The organism is Salinivibrio sp. VGrn1, assembly GCF_009377995.1.
Taxonomy (GTDB): Bacteria; Pseudomonadota; Gammaproteobacteria; order Enterobacterales; family Vibrionaceae; genus Salinivibrio; species Salinivibrio siamensis.
Window position 1 is genome coordinate 380,418 of record NZ_SATA01000002.1, and the last position, 16,725, is coordinate 397,142.

13 protein-coding genes are annotated in these 16,725 nt (G+C 48.8%); 3 read left to right on the top strand and 10 right to left on the bottom strand.

Going from position 1 to position 16,725, the window contains the following annotated elements; all coding sequences use genetic code 11:
• Positions 1-2 precede the first annotated feature (2 nt).
• A complete protein-coding gene (locus EHW56_RS04730; RefSeq protein WP_152794326.1) occupies positions 3-1,640 on the top strand; it encodes a sensor histidine kinase in 1,638 nt (545 codons plus the stop codon).
• A 15-nt stretch (positions 1,641-1,655) separates the two neighbouring features.
• On the opposite strand, the gene EHW56_RS04735 is transcribed toward EHW56_RS04730, so the two are convergent.
• From EHW56_RS04735 to EHW56_RS04765, 7 genes are all read right to left on the bottom strand, one after another.
• On the bottom strand, positions 1,656-3,272 hold the full coding sequence (locus EHW56_RS04735; RefSeq protein WP_152798771.1) for an EAL domain-containing protein: 1,617 nt from the start codon (positions 3,270-3,272) through the stop codon (positions 1,656-1,658).
• Between the two features lie 5 nt (positions 3,273-3,277).
• The gene (locus EHW56_RS04740) at positions 3,278-4,600 is read right to left on the bottom strand and encodes a sensor histidine kinase (protein ID WP_370517122.1); all 1,323 of its coding nucleotides are present in this window, start codon (positions 4,598-4,600) and stop codon (positions 3,278-3,280) included.
• Positions 4,601-4,668: 68 nt separating this feature from the next.
• Positions 4,669-5,811 (bottom strand): HDOD domain-containing protein, encoded by a 1,143-nt coding sequence (locus tag EHW56_RS04745; RefSeq protein ID WP_152794331.1) that lies wholly within the window; start codon positions 5,809-5,811, stop codon positions 4,669-4,671.
• 291 nt (positions 5,812-6,102) lie between these two features.
• Positions 6,103-7,110: a sphingomyelin phosphodiesterase gene (locus EHW56_RS04750; protein ID WP_152794333.1), complete on the bottom strand. Its 1,008-nt coding sequence runs from the start codon at positions 7,108-7,110 to the stop codon at positions 6,103-6,105.
• 151 nt (positions 7,111-7,261) lie between these two features.
• Complete coding sequence (locus EHW56_RS04755; protein WP_152794335.1) at positions 7,262-9,529, bottom strand: response regulator; 2,268 nt, start codon at positions 9,527-9,529, stop codon at positions 7,262-7,264.
• 223 nt (positions 9,530-9,752) lie between these two features.
• Positions 9,753-10,838 carry a 4-hydroxyphenylpyruvate dioxygenase gene (hppD, locus tag EHW56_RS04760; RefSeq protein WP_046075645.1) on the bottom strand — a complete coding sequence of 362 codons (1,086 nt, stop codon included), beginning with the start codon at positions 10,836-10,838 and terminating at the stop codon, positions 9,753-9,755.
• A gap of 297 nt (positions 10,839-11,135) precedes the next feature.
• A complete protein-coding gene (locus EHW56_RS04765) occupies positions 11,136-11,480 on the bottom strand; it encodes a hypothetical protein (RefSeq protein WP_046075644.1) in 345 nt (114 codons plus the stop codon).
• A 208-nt stretch (positions 11,481-11,688) separates the two neighbouring features.
• Between EHW56_RS04765 and fabG the strand changes: the two genes are divergently transcribed.
• Positions 11,689-12,420: a 3-oxoacyl-ACP reductase FabG gene (fabG, locus tag EHW56_RS04770; RefSeq protein WP_077578485.1), complete on the top strand. Its 732-nt coding sequence runs from the start codon at positions 11,689-11,691 to the stop codon at positions 12,418-12,420.
• 33 nt (positions 12,421-12,453) lie between these two features.
• The gene (locus tag EHW56_RS04775; protein ID WP_152794337.1) at positions 12,454-13,161 is read left to right on the top strand and encodes an SDR family oxidoreductase; all 708 of its coding nucleotides are present in this window, start codon (positions 12,454-12,456) and stop codon (positions 13,159-13,161) included.
• A 32-nt stretch (positions 13,162-13,193) separates the two neighbouring features.
• Here EHW56_RS04775 and EHW56_RS04780 read toward each other — a convergent pair whose 3' ends face one another.
• The 3 genes from EHW56_RS04780 to EHW56_RS04790 form a co-directional block, all read right to left on the bottom strand.
• Entirely contained in the window at positions 13,194-13,883 is a 690-nt protein-coding gene (locus EHW56_RS04780; RefSeq protein ID WP_046075641.1) for a hypothetical protein, read from the bottom strand.
• Between the two features lie 195 nt (positions 13,884-14,078).
• The gene (locus EHW56_RS04785; RefSeq protein WP_152794339.1) at positions 14,079-15,269 is read right to left on the bottom strand and encodes an acetate/propionate family kinase; all 1,191 of its coding nucleotides are present in this window, start codon (positions 15,267-15,269) and stop codon (positions 14,079-14,081) included.
• A 6-nt stretch (positions 15,270-15,275) separates the two neighbouring features.
• On the bottom strand, positions 15,276-16,694 hold the full coding sequence (locus tag EHW56_RS04790) for a bifunctional enoyl-CoA hydratase/phosphate acetyltransferase (protein ID WP_046075639.1): 1,419 nt from the start codon (positions 16,692-16,694) through the stop codon (positions 15,276-15,278).
• Between the last annotated feature and the right edge of the window lie 31 nt (positions 16,695-16,725).

The following is a 16,725-nucleotide window of genomic DNA, read 5'->3' on the forward strand; positions in this document are numbered from 1 at the left end:
CCATGTCCTTACGATTAAAGACCATCTTAGGTGTCGCCCTGATTGAGGCGATCCTGTTGGCGATTCTGCTGACATTGACTCTCAACTATTTAGAAACCACCAACTATCAAGGGCTCAACCAACGTGCCAGTTCAACAACCCAGTTATTCGCTTCCACGGTAAAAAATGCGGTGTTATCGTTCGATCTCGCCACTGTTGACTCCTTTACTCAAGAGCTACTCCATAACAGCGATATTATGTATGTCGCGGTTTTAGGCGATAACGGAAGCATCCTATCATCAGCCGGGGACCTTCCTGATTCTCTCACTACAGACATTCTTGAGATGAATGCACAGTCCGTTACGGATGGACTATATGATGTACGCGCGAGTATTTCCGAGTCGAATATTGAATTTGGCTCGGTCTGGATTGGATTTGACATGACGGGTCTGCTTGGCCAGATACAAGATGCCAAAAACTGGAGCATGCTCATTGTGCTAGGCGAGATGCTATTGGTGGCCTTATTCTCTTATCTGTTGGGGAACTACCTCACTCAGCGCTTATCAGAACTTAAAAATGCTGCCGATACCATCGCCAGTGGCGAGCGAGACGTACGCATTTCAACCCACGGGAAGGATGAACTGGCCAGTGTGGCCGCTGCGTTTAGTAATATGATTACAGCATTACGTGAGTCCGAGAATAAAACCGCGACCTACCAAAAACGGCTAGAAGAAGCCAACCAGACACTAGAAAGCAAGGTGGCGCGACGCACGGCCGATTTAGTGCGGTCCAATGACCAACTCCGTGAGATAAACCATCAACTCAAACAAACGCAAGAAAAGCTGGTCGAAAGCGAGAAAATGGCCTCAATTGGGACCATGGCGGCAGGAGTTGCCCATGAAATCAATAACCCCATCGGCGCAGTGAAAAGTAACCTAAAAATATGCCAAGAATATCTTGGCACCTACCAAAAGTGGACTGAGATTGCCGAGCAGGTTGTTCACCAATCAGAGCAGCTTGAAACCCTCACTCATTGGAAAAATCGCCACTATGTCGATGACCTTTATGATGATTTTAATGATAGCCTTGCCGATGCCAACGACTGTGTGCAACGCGTAGTCAATATTGTTTCCGCCTTACAACAGTACTCCAGCTATAACCAACAAACACGCCAACACTTTCAAGGCGTTGAGATTTTTACGGTGATTGATGAGGCGCTGAACACTCTATCACCGCCGACTAATATCAAGATATCGATTGCCGCTAGCGTGTATCAACTCCCCCGAGTTATGGGACGCTATGATGAGCTGGTAATGCTGTTTAAAGAAGTGATCAAAAATGCACAGCAAGCCTGTGATCGCGGTACTCCAGACGTTGCACACAGTATTGATATAGAGGGTGAAGACAATGGTGAATCGTGCACCATCACCGTGAAAGACTCGGGGCCTGGGTTACCGCATGATCAGAGTCATCGTGTTTACGACCCTTTCTTTACCACCTTGCCGGTTGGACAAGGCATGGGGCTCGGGTTAACTTATGTCTACGACATTGTCCGCCATCACCAAGGCGATATACAACTCACCTCATCAGTCCACGGCACCACAGCCGCTATCACCCTACTCCGACACAAAAGTGATGCTATCGCAAATCATGCCTCATGATGACAGTCTTCCTCGTTAATAAGGCGTCTCTTGTGCTTTAAAGTTAGCTAAAAACTCAAGGAGTTTATCTCCGCTGAGCGGTGCGCCAATTCCATAACCTTGTACTCGCGTACACCCCTTTTCTCTCAAAAAGTCGATTTGGTTTTGATTCTGTACCCACTCAGCGACCACCTCGACGTTCATCAGCCGCGCACTCTGACCCACTGAAGTCAGGATCACTTCATCCATCTCACTCTGACCAATATTACGAACAAAGCGGCCATCTATTTTTATCACATCAAAGGGGAGGTCGCACATGGACTCAAACCCCGCAAAACCAGTCCCAAAGTCATCTAGCGCACAGGAGATCCCGAGGGATTTCAAACGTTCCATTTGCTGGCGCGTTAATGAAAAGTCATCAATCCGGTCAGTTTCTACCAACTCGACTTCAAGGTGTGCAATCTCATCGGGGTAGTGCGGCGAAAGGTGCTGGATAACATCAACCACAAACCCAGTCTCTAATTGTTTTGCAGTGACATTAACACTCACCGTTTTCGCGTAACCCGCCTGACGTAGTCGCCCAATCGCTTCCAGTGCTTGCTCAAACATCGAGGTGGTTAGTACATTTTCAAGTCGATATTGACTCAATAACGGCAAAAACTCCGCAGGGCTTTGGTAGTGTCCCGATGCGAGTCGACGCCTCACTAGCGCTTCAAAACCATCTATTTCATTGGTTACAATATTTAACTGAGGTTGAAAGAATGCCTCGAAGTGCTTGGCCTCAATATCATGAATCAAGGCGCGTAACGATGCGTCGTCTTGATGTTCTTCAGGGCAAGGTAGCCAATAGAGCGCATCATAAAGTGGTATTTTTTCTGCTTTACGCGCCTGAACTATATCAAAAGACAATTCCTGCCAAGAGCGAAGGGCACTGATCATTAATTGTGTCGACAGGCCTTTCTCTTCTGCGGCGTGCAAACTTTCAATCAGTTCGCTTAACAACCGGTGGCCTTCTGATGAATACTCAAATAGAGCAATAAATTTGTCGGCGATCCGATACCATTTAAATACCTCCAACTCATGCAAGTGTTCACTCACCCTTTGCAGACGTTGATTCCCCACCATCACCGACTCGGTTTCATTAAGATTACTCGTGCCTTGGTTATCAACAATCGCCACCAACCACGGTGTTTTTGCATCCACCCCCATACCTTGAATTTTCTCGTTGAGCGCCTCTTTTGAAAAGCAAGCCGTCAGTGTGTCGTTGGGCAAAGACGCGTGTTTATGGGTCAAAATGGTTTTCACCGTGTCACACAACACGTCGCGGTCCCATGGTTTGCTCACATACTGGCTCAACGCACCAGTATTAATCGCTCGAGAAACGCCCGGTAGATCGGCTTGCCCGGACAACATAATGGTCGCGATATCGGGATAACGTTGGTGAATACTAATCAGTAACTCTGCACCGTCCATATTCGGCATGCGGTAATCGGAAATCACAAGACCAATTTGATGTTTGGTTAAAATATCGAGCGCCTGCTGCCCCGACTCTGCGGTATGAATATGCGCCACAAAACGACGTAACTCTCGCTTTAATGCGCGCAAAATATGTGGCTCATCATCAACCAGTAAGATTTCCGTGTACGCCATCATGCGCTTTAGTCTCCTCTTATACCTTCTGCATCAGACGGGGCAATTTCGTCGGCGCAGCCATCGGAACAAGGCAGCACGATAGTAAACGTGGTTCCTTTTCCCTGCTCACTTTCTACTGTTATCTGGCCACCATGTGCAGCGATAATATCGCGTGACACCGACAACCCAAGCCCGGTTCCCTGCCCCACAGGCTTGGTGGTATAAAACGGCTCAAAAATCGTCGTCAGCACTTCATCAGGGATCCCGAGACCGGTATCTTTAATTTTTATCATTAAGTGCTCAACATCGAGAGGCGCAACATCGATGTTTATTTTCCCTTCGCCCTCAATCGCTTGAGCGGCATTAATCAACAGATTGAGAAAAACCTGATTCAATTGCATAGGCTGACAAAGGATATCAGGTGTCTGAGGCGAGTAGTTTCTCTCTATTTCAATCGCATACTTAATTTCGTTGTGGATAATCTTCAGTGTCGAGTCGATACCGCGACGAACATCGGTTAAAACCCATTCGCTATTATCAGCACGGGAAAACTCTTTGAGATCTTTGACAATCGTCATCACTCGCGTGACCCCTTCTAACGACTCTTCAATCAGCTCACTAGCATCCTCGAGTAAATAGCTCAATTGGAGCTTATCTTTTAGCGCCTGCCTATCAGCGACTAACACCTTGTTCTCACTCGCATCAATCTTTTCATCCAACTGATGGACATAAGCGGAAAATTTCTCTAGATAGTCGTACAAGGTGCGGATATTGGAAGAAATAAAAGCGATAGGGTTATTGATTTCATGGGCAATTCCCGCCGATATTTGCCCAATCGACGCCATTTTCTCAGACTGAAGTAGTTGCCCTTGAAGCTGCTTAAGCTCTGACACTACTTCTTGATAGGCGTCCGAGCTTCGTTTGAATCGCTGACTCTCAGAAATACTAGGGCGTGTGTCTTGCTTAGAGGCCGCCAACGCTGTGGGTCGGTAAAAACAAATCGCAACCTGTGTTACCACACCACACGCTGACGGGATGGGAAGAAACTCGGTATCTTGCCAATTATGAGCGACGTCGCTACCCACTTCCACAAATGTATCAATGATGACAGAGCCGGAGGACTGTAAGGGCGTTTGCGTCGAGAAGACCGAATCGATGTTTTGCTGTAAAAATTGACGGTGGTCAGGAAAGCATGCCAATAGTGAGCGTCCAACCACTGTACCTGGTTTTGCTGCTAAGCGAGCAAAGAAGCACGCGTTTGCACTCTCAATGGTGTACTCATGATCGACGATGCATATCGCTATTGCCAGTTGATTAAACAATGCTAGTGACATATCGCTATTCTTCACGTTTTCCCTCCCTATTCACCGGACAGGAAAAAACAAACAACGATTTCGTATATTACTCGCCAACACACTCAGATCGTCTCCTGGTAGGATTGAGTAAAAAAAGCACCAATATTCGCCGACCAAGACTGTAAAAGTTTCGCTTTCTCGATATCGTTCGCGTGAATCCACTGCCGGCAGTAATGCAATAGCGCGCCATCCTTGGTTCGCTCACTTTCAGGGGATAACGGAATGGCGCCGCTTGCCAACACAATCTCTGCAAGCTCAAAATCATAGCCCCATAAGATAACGATATAGCTGGACACAATGAGCGCGGTATCAAAGCGAGTGGGTAAATCACAAATGGGATTATTACCACTTTCCCGACAACCTAGCTCTCGTGCCATTAACTCTCCCAACGATGACAAGACAGATGCCAGATATAAGCGCTCAGCATGCGCTTTGTCGTGCCCTAAAAAGACACCCAGTGATTTGCTTAGATTAGCCAGTTCGATATGTTCGTCGACCACTTCATAGTGCTCCTTGGTGGACAAGTGCTTAAAGGCATTATGTCCCACCATAGTGGCAGCAATTGACTCGACCGATTGAATGCCCAGCCGATTAATCGCTGTTTCTATTGACCAAGTCCGGTTTCGAAAGCCCAAATAAGCAGAATTAGCAAGCTGTAAAAGTCGGGCAACTAGGGGAGGCTCTTCGCTGACCACTCGTGCAATTTGTTCCATGTCTGAATGGGGATCATTAATCGTGGCACGTAAACGGCGCACGCAGTCAGGCAAGACGGGAAAATCCTCAATACCGACTAACCGGTTACGCGTTTCAGCATCAATCGGCAACTTATAGAGGCGCTCAACACTATTAAGCACATTATCAAAGTCATCTTCAGAGAAGGGTTTGGGTAGGACGAAGTGCACACTAGGCGTCGCGAGTTCGGTAATTTTTTGGCGCGTATCCCCTGTTATCAGGGCACGTATCGTACCAGGAAAGCGCGCTCGAACCTGCTCTAATAACGCATCCCCCTTTAGCTTGGGCATCAGTAGATCACTGATCACCAGAGAAGGGGACTGATCATCTAACAGGCCTTTCTCCCAATGGGTAGGATTCTTAATCAAGCTGATAGCCCAACTCGGTTTCAAGCGGCGAATCACCCGACCAATCGCCTTTAATGTGAGCGCGTCATCGTCAACGTAGATGACATGGAAACGCGGCCTACTCATGCTTCCCTCGTATTCTCATCGTTGTCCTCAAACGACCTAGCGCTATCGTTAGGCAGTCAGTGAGAGAGTAATCAACGCTGCGGCTTATCTCAGTGGAACCTTATCCAAGGTGAGATACCCAGCAATCCTTTCAGTAAGCGTAGTCCAAAATCCCAGACTGTCTTGGCATACGGGAAGAAATTAGCGGTGTCTGGATAACGTTAATAGGGGGAGGGAGGGAGGGAGGGAGGGAGGGAAAGCGGGCTCAACATGCTTGAGCCCTGTAACAATGCACTCTATCAAGCGCTGAAATTACTCAAATTCAAACTGTACCATGACTGGATAGTGGTCAGAGAGTTCATGGTAGTAACCATCATGATAGGTTTGTCCAGCCGCTTGCGGCCACTCGCCTTCAAGGTAGTCCCAATACCAGTCATCGTTGGCGGTCAATTGCACCACCTTCATCTCAGGTTGATTGGCAGGCACTGCATGGTCACGGCTCCACAAAATATAATCTAGCGTCGTGTTGTAGTTAAGGTCATATTCAAAGTGATACGCGTTCGCTTTCGTGAACCAATTATGCTTGGCGGAAAAAGACGTTACCTCAGGCTCGGTGAACCGCAATGCGCCATTTAATACCGCTTTCATGTCTTTAATTTCATCCTGGCGGCTCCACTCCACGTTCATATCACCACCAATAATCACAGGCTCGTCAGCGGAAATCGCTGCCTGGTCGATAAAATGTTTGATTTCTCCCAGCTGACCCAGACGAACTTGATGCTCTTCGTCAGACATCCCATCATGTGTGGCTTGTAAATGGGTACCAATCAGGTGAAAAATCTCACCGTTTTTATCTATCTTGGCATATGCAAAGCCTTTGTTAGCCTGATAGTCCCAGCTGCCCTTTAAACTGTGATTATAAATATGAGCCTTTTGAGTCAAGATGGGATACTTAGATAGGATAGTCACGCCGCCTCGCACCACAAACAACGAATTAGAACAATCCCCAGTGAGGGCGTCCCAACCTTCCCCGCTGCAGTCTTGCCCAACATTGGGAGTTTGATAAGGGTACAAACTTGCAAGCTGATTCATCGCTTGCTCGGCCTCAGCATTGAAGGCTTCACTGATCAGAATCACATCCGGTTGAGTGTCCATATCAGAGATGGCTTGCGGCAAACGGGCCGCTCGCTCTGCCTGATCCCAATCCTGAAGGTTACTCAGCTGCATAATGTTATACGCCATGACATTGAGCTGACCCGCATGCGCACTGAGACTAAGCAGCAACGCAGCTGCCGTTGAGAGCAGTTTATTGATTTTCATGTTTCCTCTTTTCGTTTTGCTTTCTAATTGTTTTAGGTGTTTCGCCCACCAAAAGATTAGAAGCCTAACGAAAATGGCGTGAGCCGCCCCAGGATTTGTTTACTTTTTCTGATATTTTTGTAACTAAGCTCACGTTCCTTGTATTACGTCATTAATGCGTCACTAAGTAAGTTTGCGAGGTAAAGGTGTGTTTTCTCAACATGGTCGCGAGCTCATGCTGCCTGACCGGTTTGGCAATATAATCATCCATACCCGCGGCTAAACACGCTTCCTTGTCTTCCGTTGTCGCATTGGCGGTCAGTGCAATAATGGGGGTTCGATTAAAGCGCGATTCTTGTGCCCGAATGTGTTCAGCGGCTTGGTAACCGTCCATCACAGGCATCTGACAATCCATGAAAATCGCGTCAAAAGGTTGGCTTTTCCACAGTTCCAGCGCCTGCTCACCATCGGCAGCCGAGCGAACATGTATCCCTAGTTGGGTCAACATCGCCTCAGTCACTCGTTGATTAACTTTGGAATCTTCCACGACCAAGACATGCAATCCAGCCAGCGATGTGCCTTTTCCGGTAGATCGTACGACCCCCAGTGTCGGTTGGCGCTGTTGTAAGATGCGCACCAAATGCGCTTTTAAGTCATTAAATTGGTAGGGACGGCCTAAGTAATCCTCTATGCCTGAGCGTTCAATCCGCGGCTTATCCAATGCATCGGGCGCCGCCGTTAACATCATAATCGCAGGGCTTTTATCTCCAAACGTGGTAATGATTTGTTCAGCCAAGCGAAAACCGTCCATTTTGGGCATCACTTTATCGAGTAAAATCACTTTAAATGGATAGTGGCTATCAAGGCGTTCGCGAATTAAAGGAATCACGTCATCCGGGTGCATGCAGCATGTGACTTGGCAACCAAGGTTGCTCAATTGTGCCGTGGTGATGCGCATGTTTAAACGACTATCGTCTACCAATAACATCGGGGCGCCCGCGAAAAGATACGCCTCAACTGGCGTGGCTAAAGGAATATCTGCACAATCAAAACGCGCGGTGAAGGTAAACACACTGCCCACATTCACTTCACTGTTAAGGGTAATTCGCCCCCCCATTAAATTGACAATTTGCTGTGAGATGGCGAGCCCAAGCCCGGTACCTCGGGCGGTTGCTGTTAAGGAGTCACCTTGTTCGAACTTACCAAAAATACGGCTTTGTTCTTCAACGGGAATGCCTGGCCCGGTATCACTCACTTCAAAACGAAGCACACTGGCCGTATCCTCGTCACTCACCTGCTTGATAGAGACAACCACTTCCCCACGCTCAGTAAACTTGATTGCATTACCCACCAAATTAATCATCACTTGGCGTAATCGAGGTGCATCACCGATCAACAAAGGGGAAATATCAGCATCTATTTCGCAGCGAAAAGCGAGCTGCTTTTCCTTCGCTCGGAGAATGAACAGATTCTCAAGATCTTTCCCCAACTCAAATATATTGAGCTCTAATGGTTCCAGTTCTAACTTACCTGCTTCAATTTTAGAGAAGTCGAGGATGTCGTTAATGATATCTAATAACGACATCGACGATGTTTCCAACATCTCGACAAACTCTTGTTGCTCGTTGTTTAAGCGAGTGCTTTTTAACAGCGAGGCCATCCCAATAATGCCGTTCATTGGAGTACGGATTTCATGGCTCATGTTGGCCAAAAACTCACTTTTCTTTTGGCTAGCCTTTTCAGCGTCGTGCTTCGCGTCCTCCAACTGAGCTAGTTGTTGCCCTAGCGCCGTGATCATAGCGTTATAACGCGTTTCAAAACCTCGCCAATGATGGAATTGGGGGGGGACCTGAATCGGCGTGGGTACGCCATTATCCCACTGGTTGACCTGCTGGTGTAGCGCCACTAACGGCCTTTCTAAGTGGCGACGCGCAATCCATATCGAGCTTAAGATCCCCAATCCTGAAATAGCCAACCATCCAAGAAAAACCCACTGGGCACTATCACCAAAGTAGGCATTTAACGCCGTATAATTTGACGCCACCTCAAGTTGCCCAAGGGTATACTCGTTCCCCTCGTCTCTTGCAATTAACGACCAACGCTTTTGCAACGATTGTGCAGCAGGCTCCACGCCACGCTCAATTAACGAGCCATCGGCATCATACACATGGATATAATCAATCTCAGGTTGGGCGATGAGCTGCTCTATCCGTTGCTCAAACGCTTGCGTTTCCACACGCCATAGATGTCCAGTCATTGCACTGAGATCTCTGTTGCCCACCTCTTGCAAGGCGCGATCGACATCTGCTTTATGCGTTTGGTAATCGCCCAGCAGGAGAAGCGCCGCAAATAACGCAGTCAGTACGGTCCAGCTTAAGGCTAGCTTGGTAATGATTCCCGCAGAAAGAGAGGGGCGAGTCAGGGGGCTGCCTACCTTCATAATCACCTTTTATCGAAAAAGCTTCTCTGCTAATCATAGAGTCTAATCTTATTTTGGGCGAGAAATGTCCTAGTTAGTGGGCGAAAAAGAACAAAAAAGGCGCTCACAAGGGAGCGCCTATAACATAGGATGTCTACAAATAACGACACCCTATCGGCTTGAGTCAGTTTATCCGGATAACCCGTATCGCAGCCTCAAGCGAGTTTGTTATGTACCGTTTCGGTTAGTCCAATACACCACGACGCATTTGATCCAGCTCGATAGACTCGAACAAGGCTTTAAAATTACCTTCGCCAAAGCCTTGGTTACCCTTACGTTGGATGATTTCAAAGAAAACCGGTCCAATGACAGTATTGGTAAAGATTTGCAGTAAGATACCGCTGTCGACGTCACCATCAATCAATACCCGGGTATCTCGCAACTCATCGATGCTTTCTTCATGGCCATTGACACGCTCGTTGATTTTCTCATAGTAGGTGTCCGGCGTATCCATGAATGCCATGCCTCGTTGGCGTAACGTCCGCACGGTTTGGTAGATGTTGTCGGTGGTCATGGCGATATGCTGGATCCCCTCACCGTTATACTCTTTCAAATATTCTGCAATCTGTGACTTGTCATCACTTGACTCATTGATAGGAATACGGATTTTTCCGCAAGGTGCGGTCAGCGCTCGCGACTTCAGCCCGGTCTTTTTGCCTTCAATGTCAAAAAATCGGATCTCTTTGAAGTTGGCAATACGCTCGTAAAAGTCAGCCCATACATCCATGTTGCCAATATCCACGTTGTGGGTCAGGTGATCGATAACTTTCAATCCTGCATCCGCTTCTTTCAGGCGCGATTGCCAGTCTGGATAAAAGTCAAAATCGACTTCATAAATACTTTGGTCACCATAGCGGTCGACAAAGTAAAGCAATGAATCACCAATGCCGTATACCGCAGGAATGCTGAGCTCCATTGGACCAATGTTTGGCTCAACCACTTTGGCGCCTTGTTTGGCCGCATACGCAATCGCGTGTACCGCATCTTTCACTCGAAACGCCATGGCGTTGACACTCGCACCGTGCTGCTTCGCAAAGCCTTGCGCTTGTGATTCGGGCTCACCGTTTACGATAAAGTTGGTGTCACCCTGACGATACAGCCAAACATCTTTGTGCTTATGTTTGGCAATTTCCGCAAAACCCATCAACGAGAACAAATTTTTAAGTGCATCGATACCCGCTTGATCGGGCGCTGTGTATTCGACGAACTCAAACCCATCTGTGCCCAATGGATTAATCGTTTTGACAGGTGCTTGCATGGTTGACGTCATAATCGCTTCCTCCTTGTGTGTAACATTAGAGATAGCATTAGACGGTGACAGGGACTAGAGAAGACAAGCGGACAGCTGGTTAATCAAATGTTAACCAATAGTGTCACTTATGCTGAACAGTGAGAGAAAAGCGTCGCTAACCGCGTTTTTTTAAGGGTTTAAGCCAATAAAAAGTGTAAAGAATAGCAACCAAAACGCCACTACATTTTACATTTTTGCAACGCGAGATGAAAGCCATACAGCGAAAACACAAACGCCGCCCAAAGGCGGCGACCAAAAAGCAGGCGGGTGGGCGTATTAAACCTTGAGGCTGTAACTGTTTTGCTGGCCGTTGGGTGTGATGGTTTTTTGCACCTGATCCATCAGCGCTTGTTGCTGTTGGTTGTAGGCATCCGCTCGCGTTTTCTGCGCTTCTTGTTCCGCCACACGATCAATGAGGGCTTGATAATCACGCTTATCCTCACGCTGCTCGCCCGATGCTGCGGCTTCTTTTTGCTCTTCTCGCTCTTTACGGATCAGCTCGGCACGCTCTTGCACGCTCATCGAGTTATTGAGACCGCCATTGACCTGATCATCTTGACGATCGCGCTGACGCTGCATGTATTGCTGCGCTAAAGGTTGCGAATTGATTGACGTCGGCATAGGTCCTCTCTCGAACAAGGTGACAACTTGATTAAATTTTAGCCCATACGCCCACAAATTGATATCTCAATTTACTATAGAGGATGTCACCACTGGCCTAGTTGTTGCACGTTATCTGACGTTGGCCGCGAGATACCAACGTAGAAGCAGGGGCTTAGGTGACCCAACGCCCAAGAAAAGCACGATGAATATAATGAGGAGAAACACCATGCTGACCGGTAAACACTGTGTCATTACAGGTGCCGCACAAGGGATCGGCCGCGCCATCGTTGAAACCTTTGTCGAACAAGGCGCTACCAAGATTTATGCATTAGATAGGAATATTGACAACATGCAAGACTGGCAAGCACATCGGGTTATCGTTCCCGTTGCGCTGGATGTCTGCGATCAAGAGGCTGTCGCGAATTGGGTGCAGAGCTTGCACCAACAACACGCAGTTATCGATGTGCTGGTGAACAATGCTGGCATCACTCGTGACAACCTGCTGACCAAAATGAGCGAAAGTGACTGGGACGCGGTCATTGACGTCAATCTAAAGGGCGTCTTTACCATGACACAAGCTATCGCGCCACTGATGATGGCGCAAGAGAAAGGCGCGATTGTGAGCTTGTCTTCGGTCGTCGGCACCGACGGCAATATTGGTCAAACCAACTATGCCGCCTCAAAAGGTGGCGTGATTGCAATGACAAAGACTTGGTCAAAAGAACTCGCTCGTCACGGTGCGCAAATACGCGCCAATTGTGTCGCTCCCGGTTTTATTGAAACGCCCATGACGGAAAATTTACCCGATAAAGTCATTGAGATGATGAAAGGGAAAACACCCTTGGGCCGCATGGGTACCGCGCAGGATATCGCCAACGCGATTAGTTTTCTTGCCAGCGATAACGCGAGCTTTATCACAGGTCAAACGCTTAAAGTCGATGGAGGGTTAGTCATATAATGGAAGGACACTTCCGGCCATTATGAGGCAACAATGACTCCAACACTTCTTATCACAGGCGCGAACCGTGGGATTGGCCTGGCGCTCACTGAGCTGTATCTCGAGCACGGTTGGCAGGTGATTGCCTGCTGCCGCTTCCCCGGCTCTGCGCCTCACTTGATGACACTAAAAAACCGTTACTCAACACTCACCACCTACGGATTAGATGTCACGGATCATACGGCAATACAGCAACTTGCATTACAGCTTATCGACACGCCTATCCATTTACTGATCAACAATGCAGGTCTATATGGCCCCAAAGGGTATCAATTCGGTGACGTGGATACAGCGGCCTGGCGCGAGGTGCTGGAAGTCAATACCATCGCTCCCCTGGTTATCGCTGAACATTTCACCCCGCATCTTGAAAAGGCAAGCCAAAGTGGCCATACACCCATTTTCGCTTTCCTATCCTCAAAAGTCGGGAGCATGAGTGATAACCAATCAGGCGGCGGGTATATTTATCGAAGTTCAAAAGCCGCGCTCAACGCGGTGATCAAAAGTCTATCTATTGACCTGCGAAGTAAAGGCATTCGTTCGATTGCTCTCCACCCCGGCTGGGTACAAACGCAAATGGGTGGACCCAATGCCCTTATCAATACTGCCACATCGGCCCAAGGGTTGAAGTATGTGCTCGATACCCTAACGGACAGTCAAAACGGCAACTTTATTGATTATCAAGGCCAAGAAATTGGTTGGTAAGGAGCGAGGCGGTGATTGCGCCGCCTCGTTAATTAGATAGGGAAGAACGTCATCGACGCCATGCTGTGTACCACCTGATTAATATTACGGTTAGTACTGTCCGCCACCATAATGGCCATCATGTCTTGAATAATAATCATCTGACCCAACAAGCGCTCGTAACTATAATTGGGCACACCATTTTTGCCCATGCCATTACTCAGCAACAGCAGTTGACCGTGTTCGTCCTTTTGATTGTTTAAAAGCCAGGCAATTTTTTCTAGGTTTCGAGCACTGTTATAGAGTTTTTGTTGGTCAATATCATCGAGCAAAAAAAACTCAAGTTGATGATTATAGCTCGCACTGATCATGCCGGTAACACCCGCCATGAGCGCAAACACGCGGTCGCCCTCAAATTCACTTGAAAAGGCTAAAGGCAGCAGCGCGATGCCATCCATTCCTCCCAGCTCTCGAAAGCCATTGTCGGGGCGTTCTGCCGTCATCAACTGCGCCACGCGTTTTTCAATCGTCATGCCGGGCACTTTTTTGAGTTCACGCGGGTTACGCTTGTACAGTTTCACGATGAGGGCTTCGCTGAGATCACGAATCTCAGCAATGTGAATATCGGTAATTAAATCCATGTCTGACTTGGCGAGATTTTTAATATCAAATGGCCGACCAAGCTTCTGCGCACACCCTGTAAGGCTAAGCAATAATACGCTCACCCATACCCAGCGCATCATAACAACATCCTTGCATCCTCTAACTCGGCGCTAGCATAACGATTTACGCCCGCTCGGTGCACTCTTAGAAAAAATCTTGTATGGAATATCACACTTTTAGCGTATAACTGGCGCTGCAATCATCAATCCACCTTGAACCTTTTTGAGCCAATATGTCCCCCATTGGCGGCGGGCAACGCCAAGAAGCGATCGTCATCACAGCATCGCGACACAATCAGCGGCAATAACGCGCTCTTCATCAGTGGGGATCACCCACACACCGATCTGACTATCCGATGCGGATATACAGGCTTGATTGGCTTGATTGGCCGAGGCGTCCAAGCGCATACCTAGCCAATCACACTGTGCCACCACACGCTCGCGTACAGGTGCAGCATGCTCGCCAATCCCAGCGGTGAACACCAGATGTTCGACACCGCCCATTGCCGCACAGAGGCTGCCGATTTCTCGCGCAATCCGATAACAATAGTGCGCTATCGCCTGCTTAGCTCTTGGTTTATCGCTGCGTAATAAGGTGCGCATATCACTGCTGATACCCGATAAACCTAACAGCCCAGACTCTTTATATAAGAGCGTGCTGACGTCGTCTGCAGTCATGCCTTCTTCGGTGATCAGATGCAGCACTAATCCCGCATCAATGGCGCCACTTCGCGTTCCCATTGGTAACCCCTCAAGCGCGGTAAAGCCCATGGTGGAAGCCACACTTTGTCGTGATTGGATAGCACACAAACTCGCGCCATTACCAAGATGCGCAACAATCACTTTGGCGTCGCAATCAAAATCCGGGATCACCTCGGGTAAGCAACGCGAGATAAAGTCGTAAGACAAGCCATGAAAGCCATAACGTTGAAAGCCCCTGTCATACATTGCGTAAGGAAGCGCAAACTGGCGCGCCTCCTTGGGCTGCTGGGCATGAAAGGCGGTATCAAAACAGGCAATTTGGCGCATGTTGGGTAATCGGGTCTGAAGTGCTTTAATCGGGGCAAGGCTATAAGGCTGATGAAGCGGCGCCAGCGAGGTTAATGCCTCCAACAGCTTGACGCTGCGCGCATCAAGAGACGTTGCTTGCTGAAAGTGCGTACCACCATGAACCACGCGGTGACCGACAGCAATCAGATTATCAAGAAAGCCTCGCGGTTCGAGCCACGCCAATAGCGAAACAATCGCGGCATGGTGATCCGCTGCGTTGGCGGGCGGGATAGAAAGCCCATCCGCGCCGCTATCAACGGACACCGCGTAACCTTGGGTCCCCAAACCGGAAAATTGTCCACCCATTAACCGATTAACACCCTGCCAACGCGTTTCCTCAACCGGATCCGCATTGACGTCAAACAGCGCGAATTTCAAACTCGACGAGCCGCTGTTAATGACCAGTATGTTCGCCATTGTCGCCTACTTATACTTATCCAGTGCTTTACGTTGATGCTCCGCAAGCAACAACGCCAGCGCACTCGATGCAATGCGGGTCAATGCATCATCGGCACGGCTGGTCAGCATAATGGGCACACGCGCCCCCACCACCACACCCGCGCCGGTGGCATCTGCGAGGTAGCTCAGCTGTTTCATCAGCATATTGGCAGCCTCAAGATCAGGGGCCACCAGGATATCCGCACACCCTGCAACCGGGGAGTTAATCCCTTTGGTCACGCGAGAGTCTTCGGAGACGGCACTGTCAAACGCCAGCGGTCCATCTAAGATACCGCCCGTTATTTGACCACGCTCCGCCATTTTACACAGTGCCGCGGCATCAAGGGTCGCATTCAATTTAGGGTTAATGGTTTCCACGGCCGACAAAATCGCCACCCGTGGATGACTGTTGCCAATCGCATGAGCCAGTTCGATGGCATTTTGAATAATATCGCGCTTTTGAGCCAACCCTGGATAGATATTAATGGCGGCATCAGTAATAAATAGCGGGCGCGGATAGGTCGGCACATCAAAGGCCATCACATGACTGAGGCAACGCTCAGTTCTCAACCCTCCTTCCCGTTTAACCACTTCATGTAGCAATTCGTCGGTATGCAGTGCGCCTTTCATCAGCGCCTCTATCTCCCCCGCACGTGCCATAGCCACCGCTTTTTCCGCCGCCGCGTGACTATGGGGTACATCAACAATGTCAAAGTCGCGGATATCCAGTTCAGCTTTATCCGCCGCCGCCATTATTTTGTCACGAGGCCCGACCAGGGTAGGAATAATGAGCTGTTGCTTCGCCGACTCCACCGCGCCGCGGATCGAGCTGTCGTCAACGGGGTGCACCACCGCGGTATGCATGGGATCAGGGTGATCGGCCGCGGTTAAAATCGCATGCAACTGCCCGCGCTCAGATAAGCGCACTTCTGGTAATACCGTGCGTTGACGTCGAACTTTTTTAGTGGGCGCCAGTACGCGTGCTTCCCCTTCAATCACAGTATCACCGCGTTGGTTTTCACACCGGCAAGCAAACACAATGTGGTGACGCTTTTCGTCCATTTTATCGACACGAACAGCGACGCGCAGCACATCGCCTAGCATGACGGGGGCTTTGAACGCGAGTGTTTGTCCGAGGTAGACAGTGCCAGGACCGGGTAGCTTTGTCCCCAATACGGTAGAAATCAATGCTCCGCCCCACATACCGTGCGCAATCACTTCCTGAAAGCGACTGCTTTTGGCAAAGTCATCATCCACATGGGCAGGATTGACATCCCCCGACATAATCGCAAAAAGCTTAATGTCCTCCATGGTGAGGCGCTTTTCTAAAAACGCTTCATCGCCTAATGAAATCTCATCGTACGTCTTATTCTCGATGACTTCCTCGTTATTCGTCCCTGACATGGTGGGCTCCTCAATAATCGATCAAGTCAAA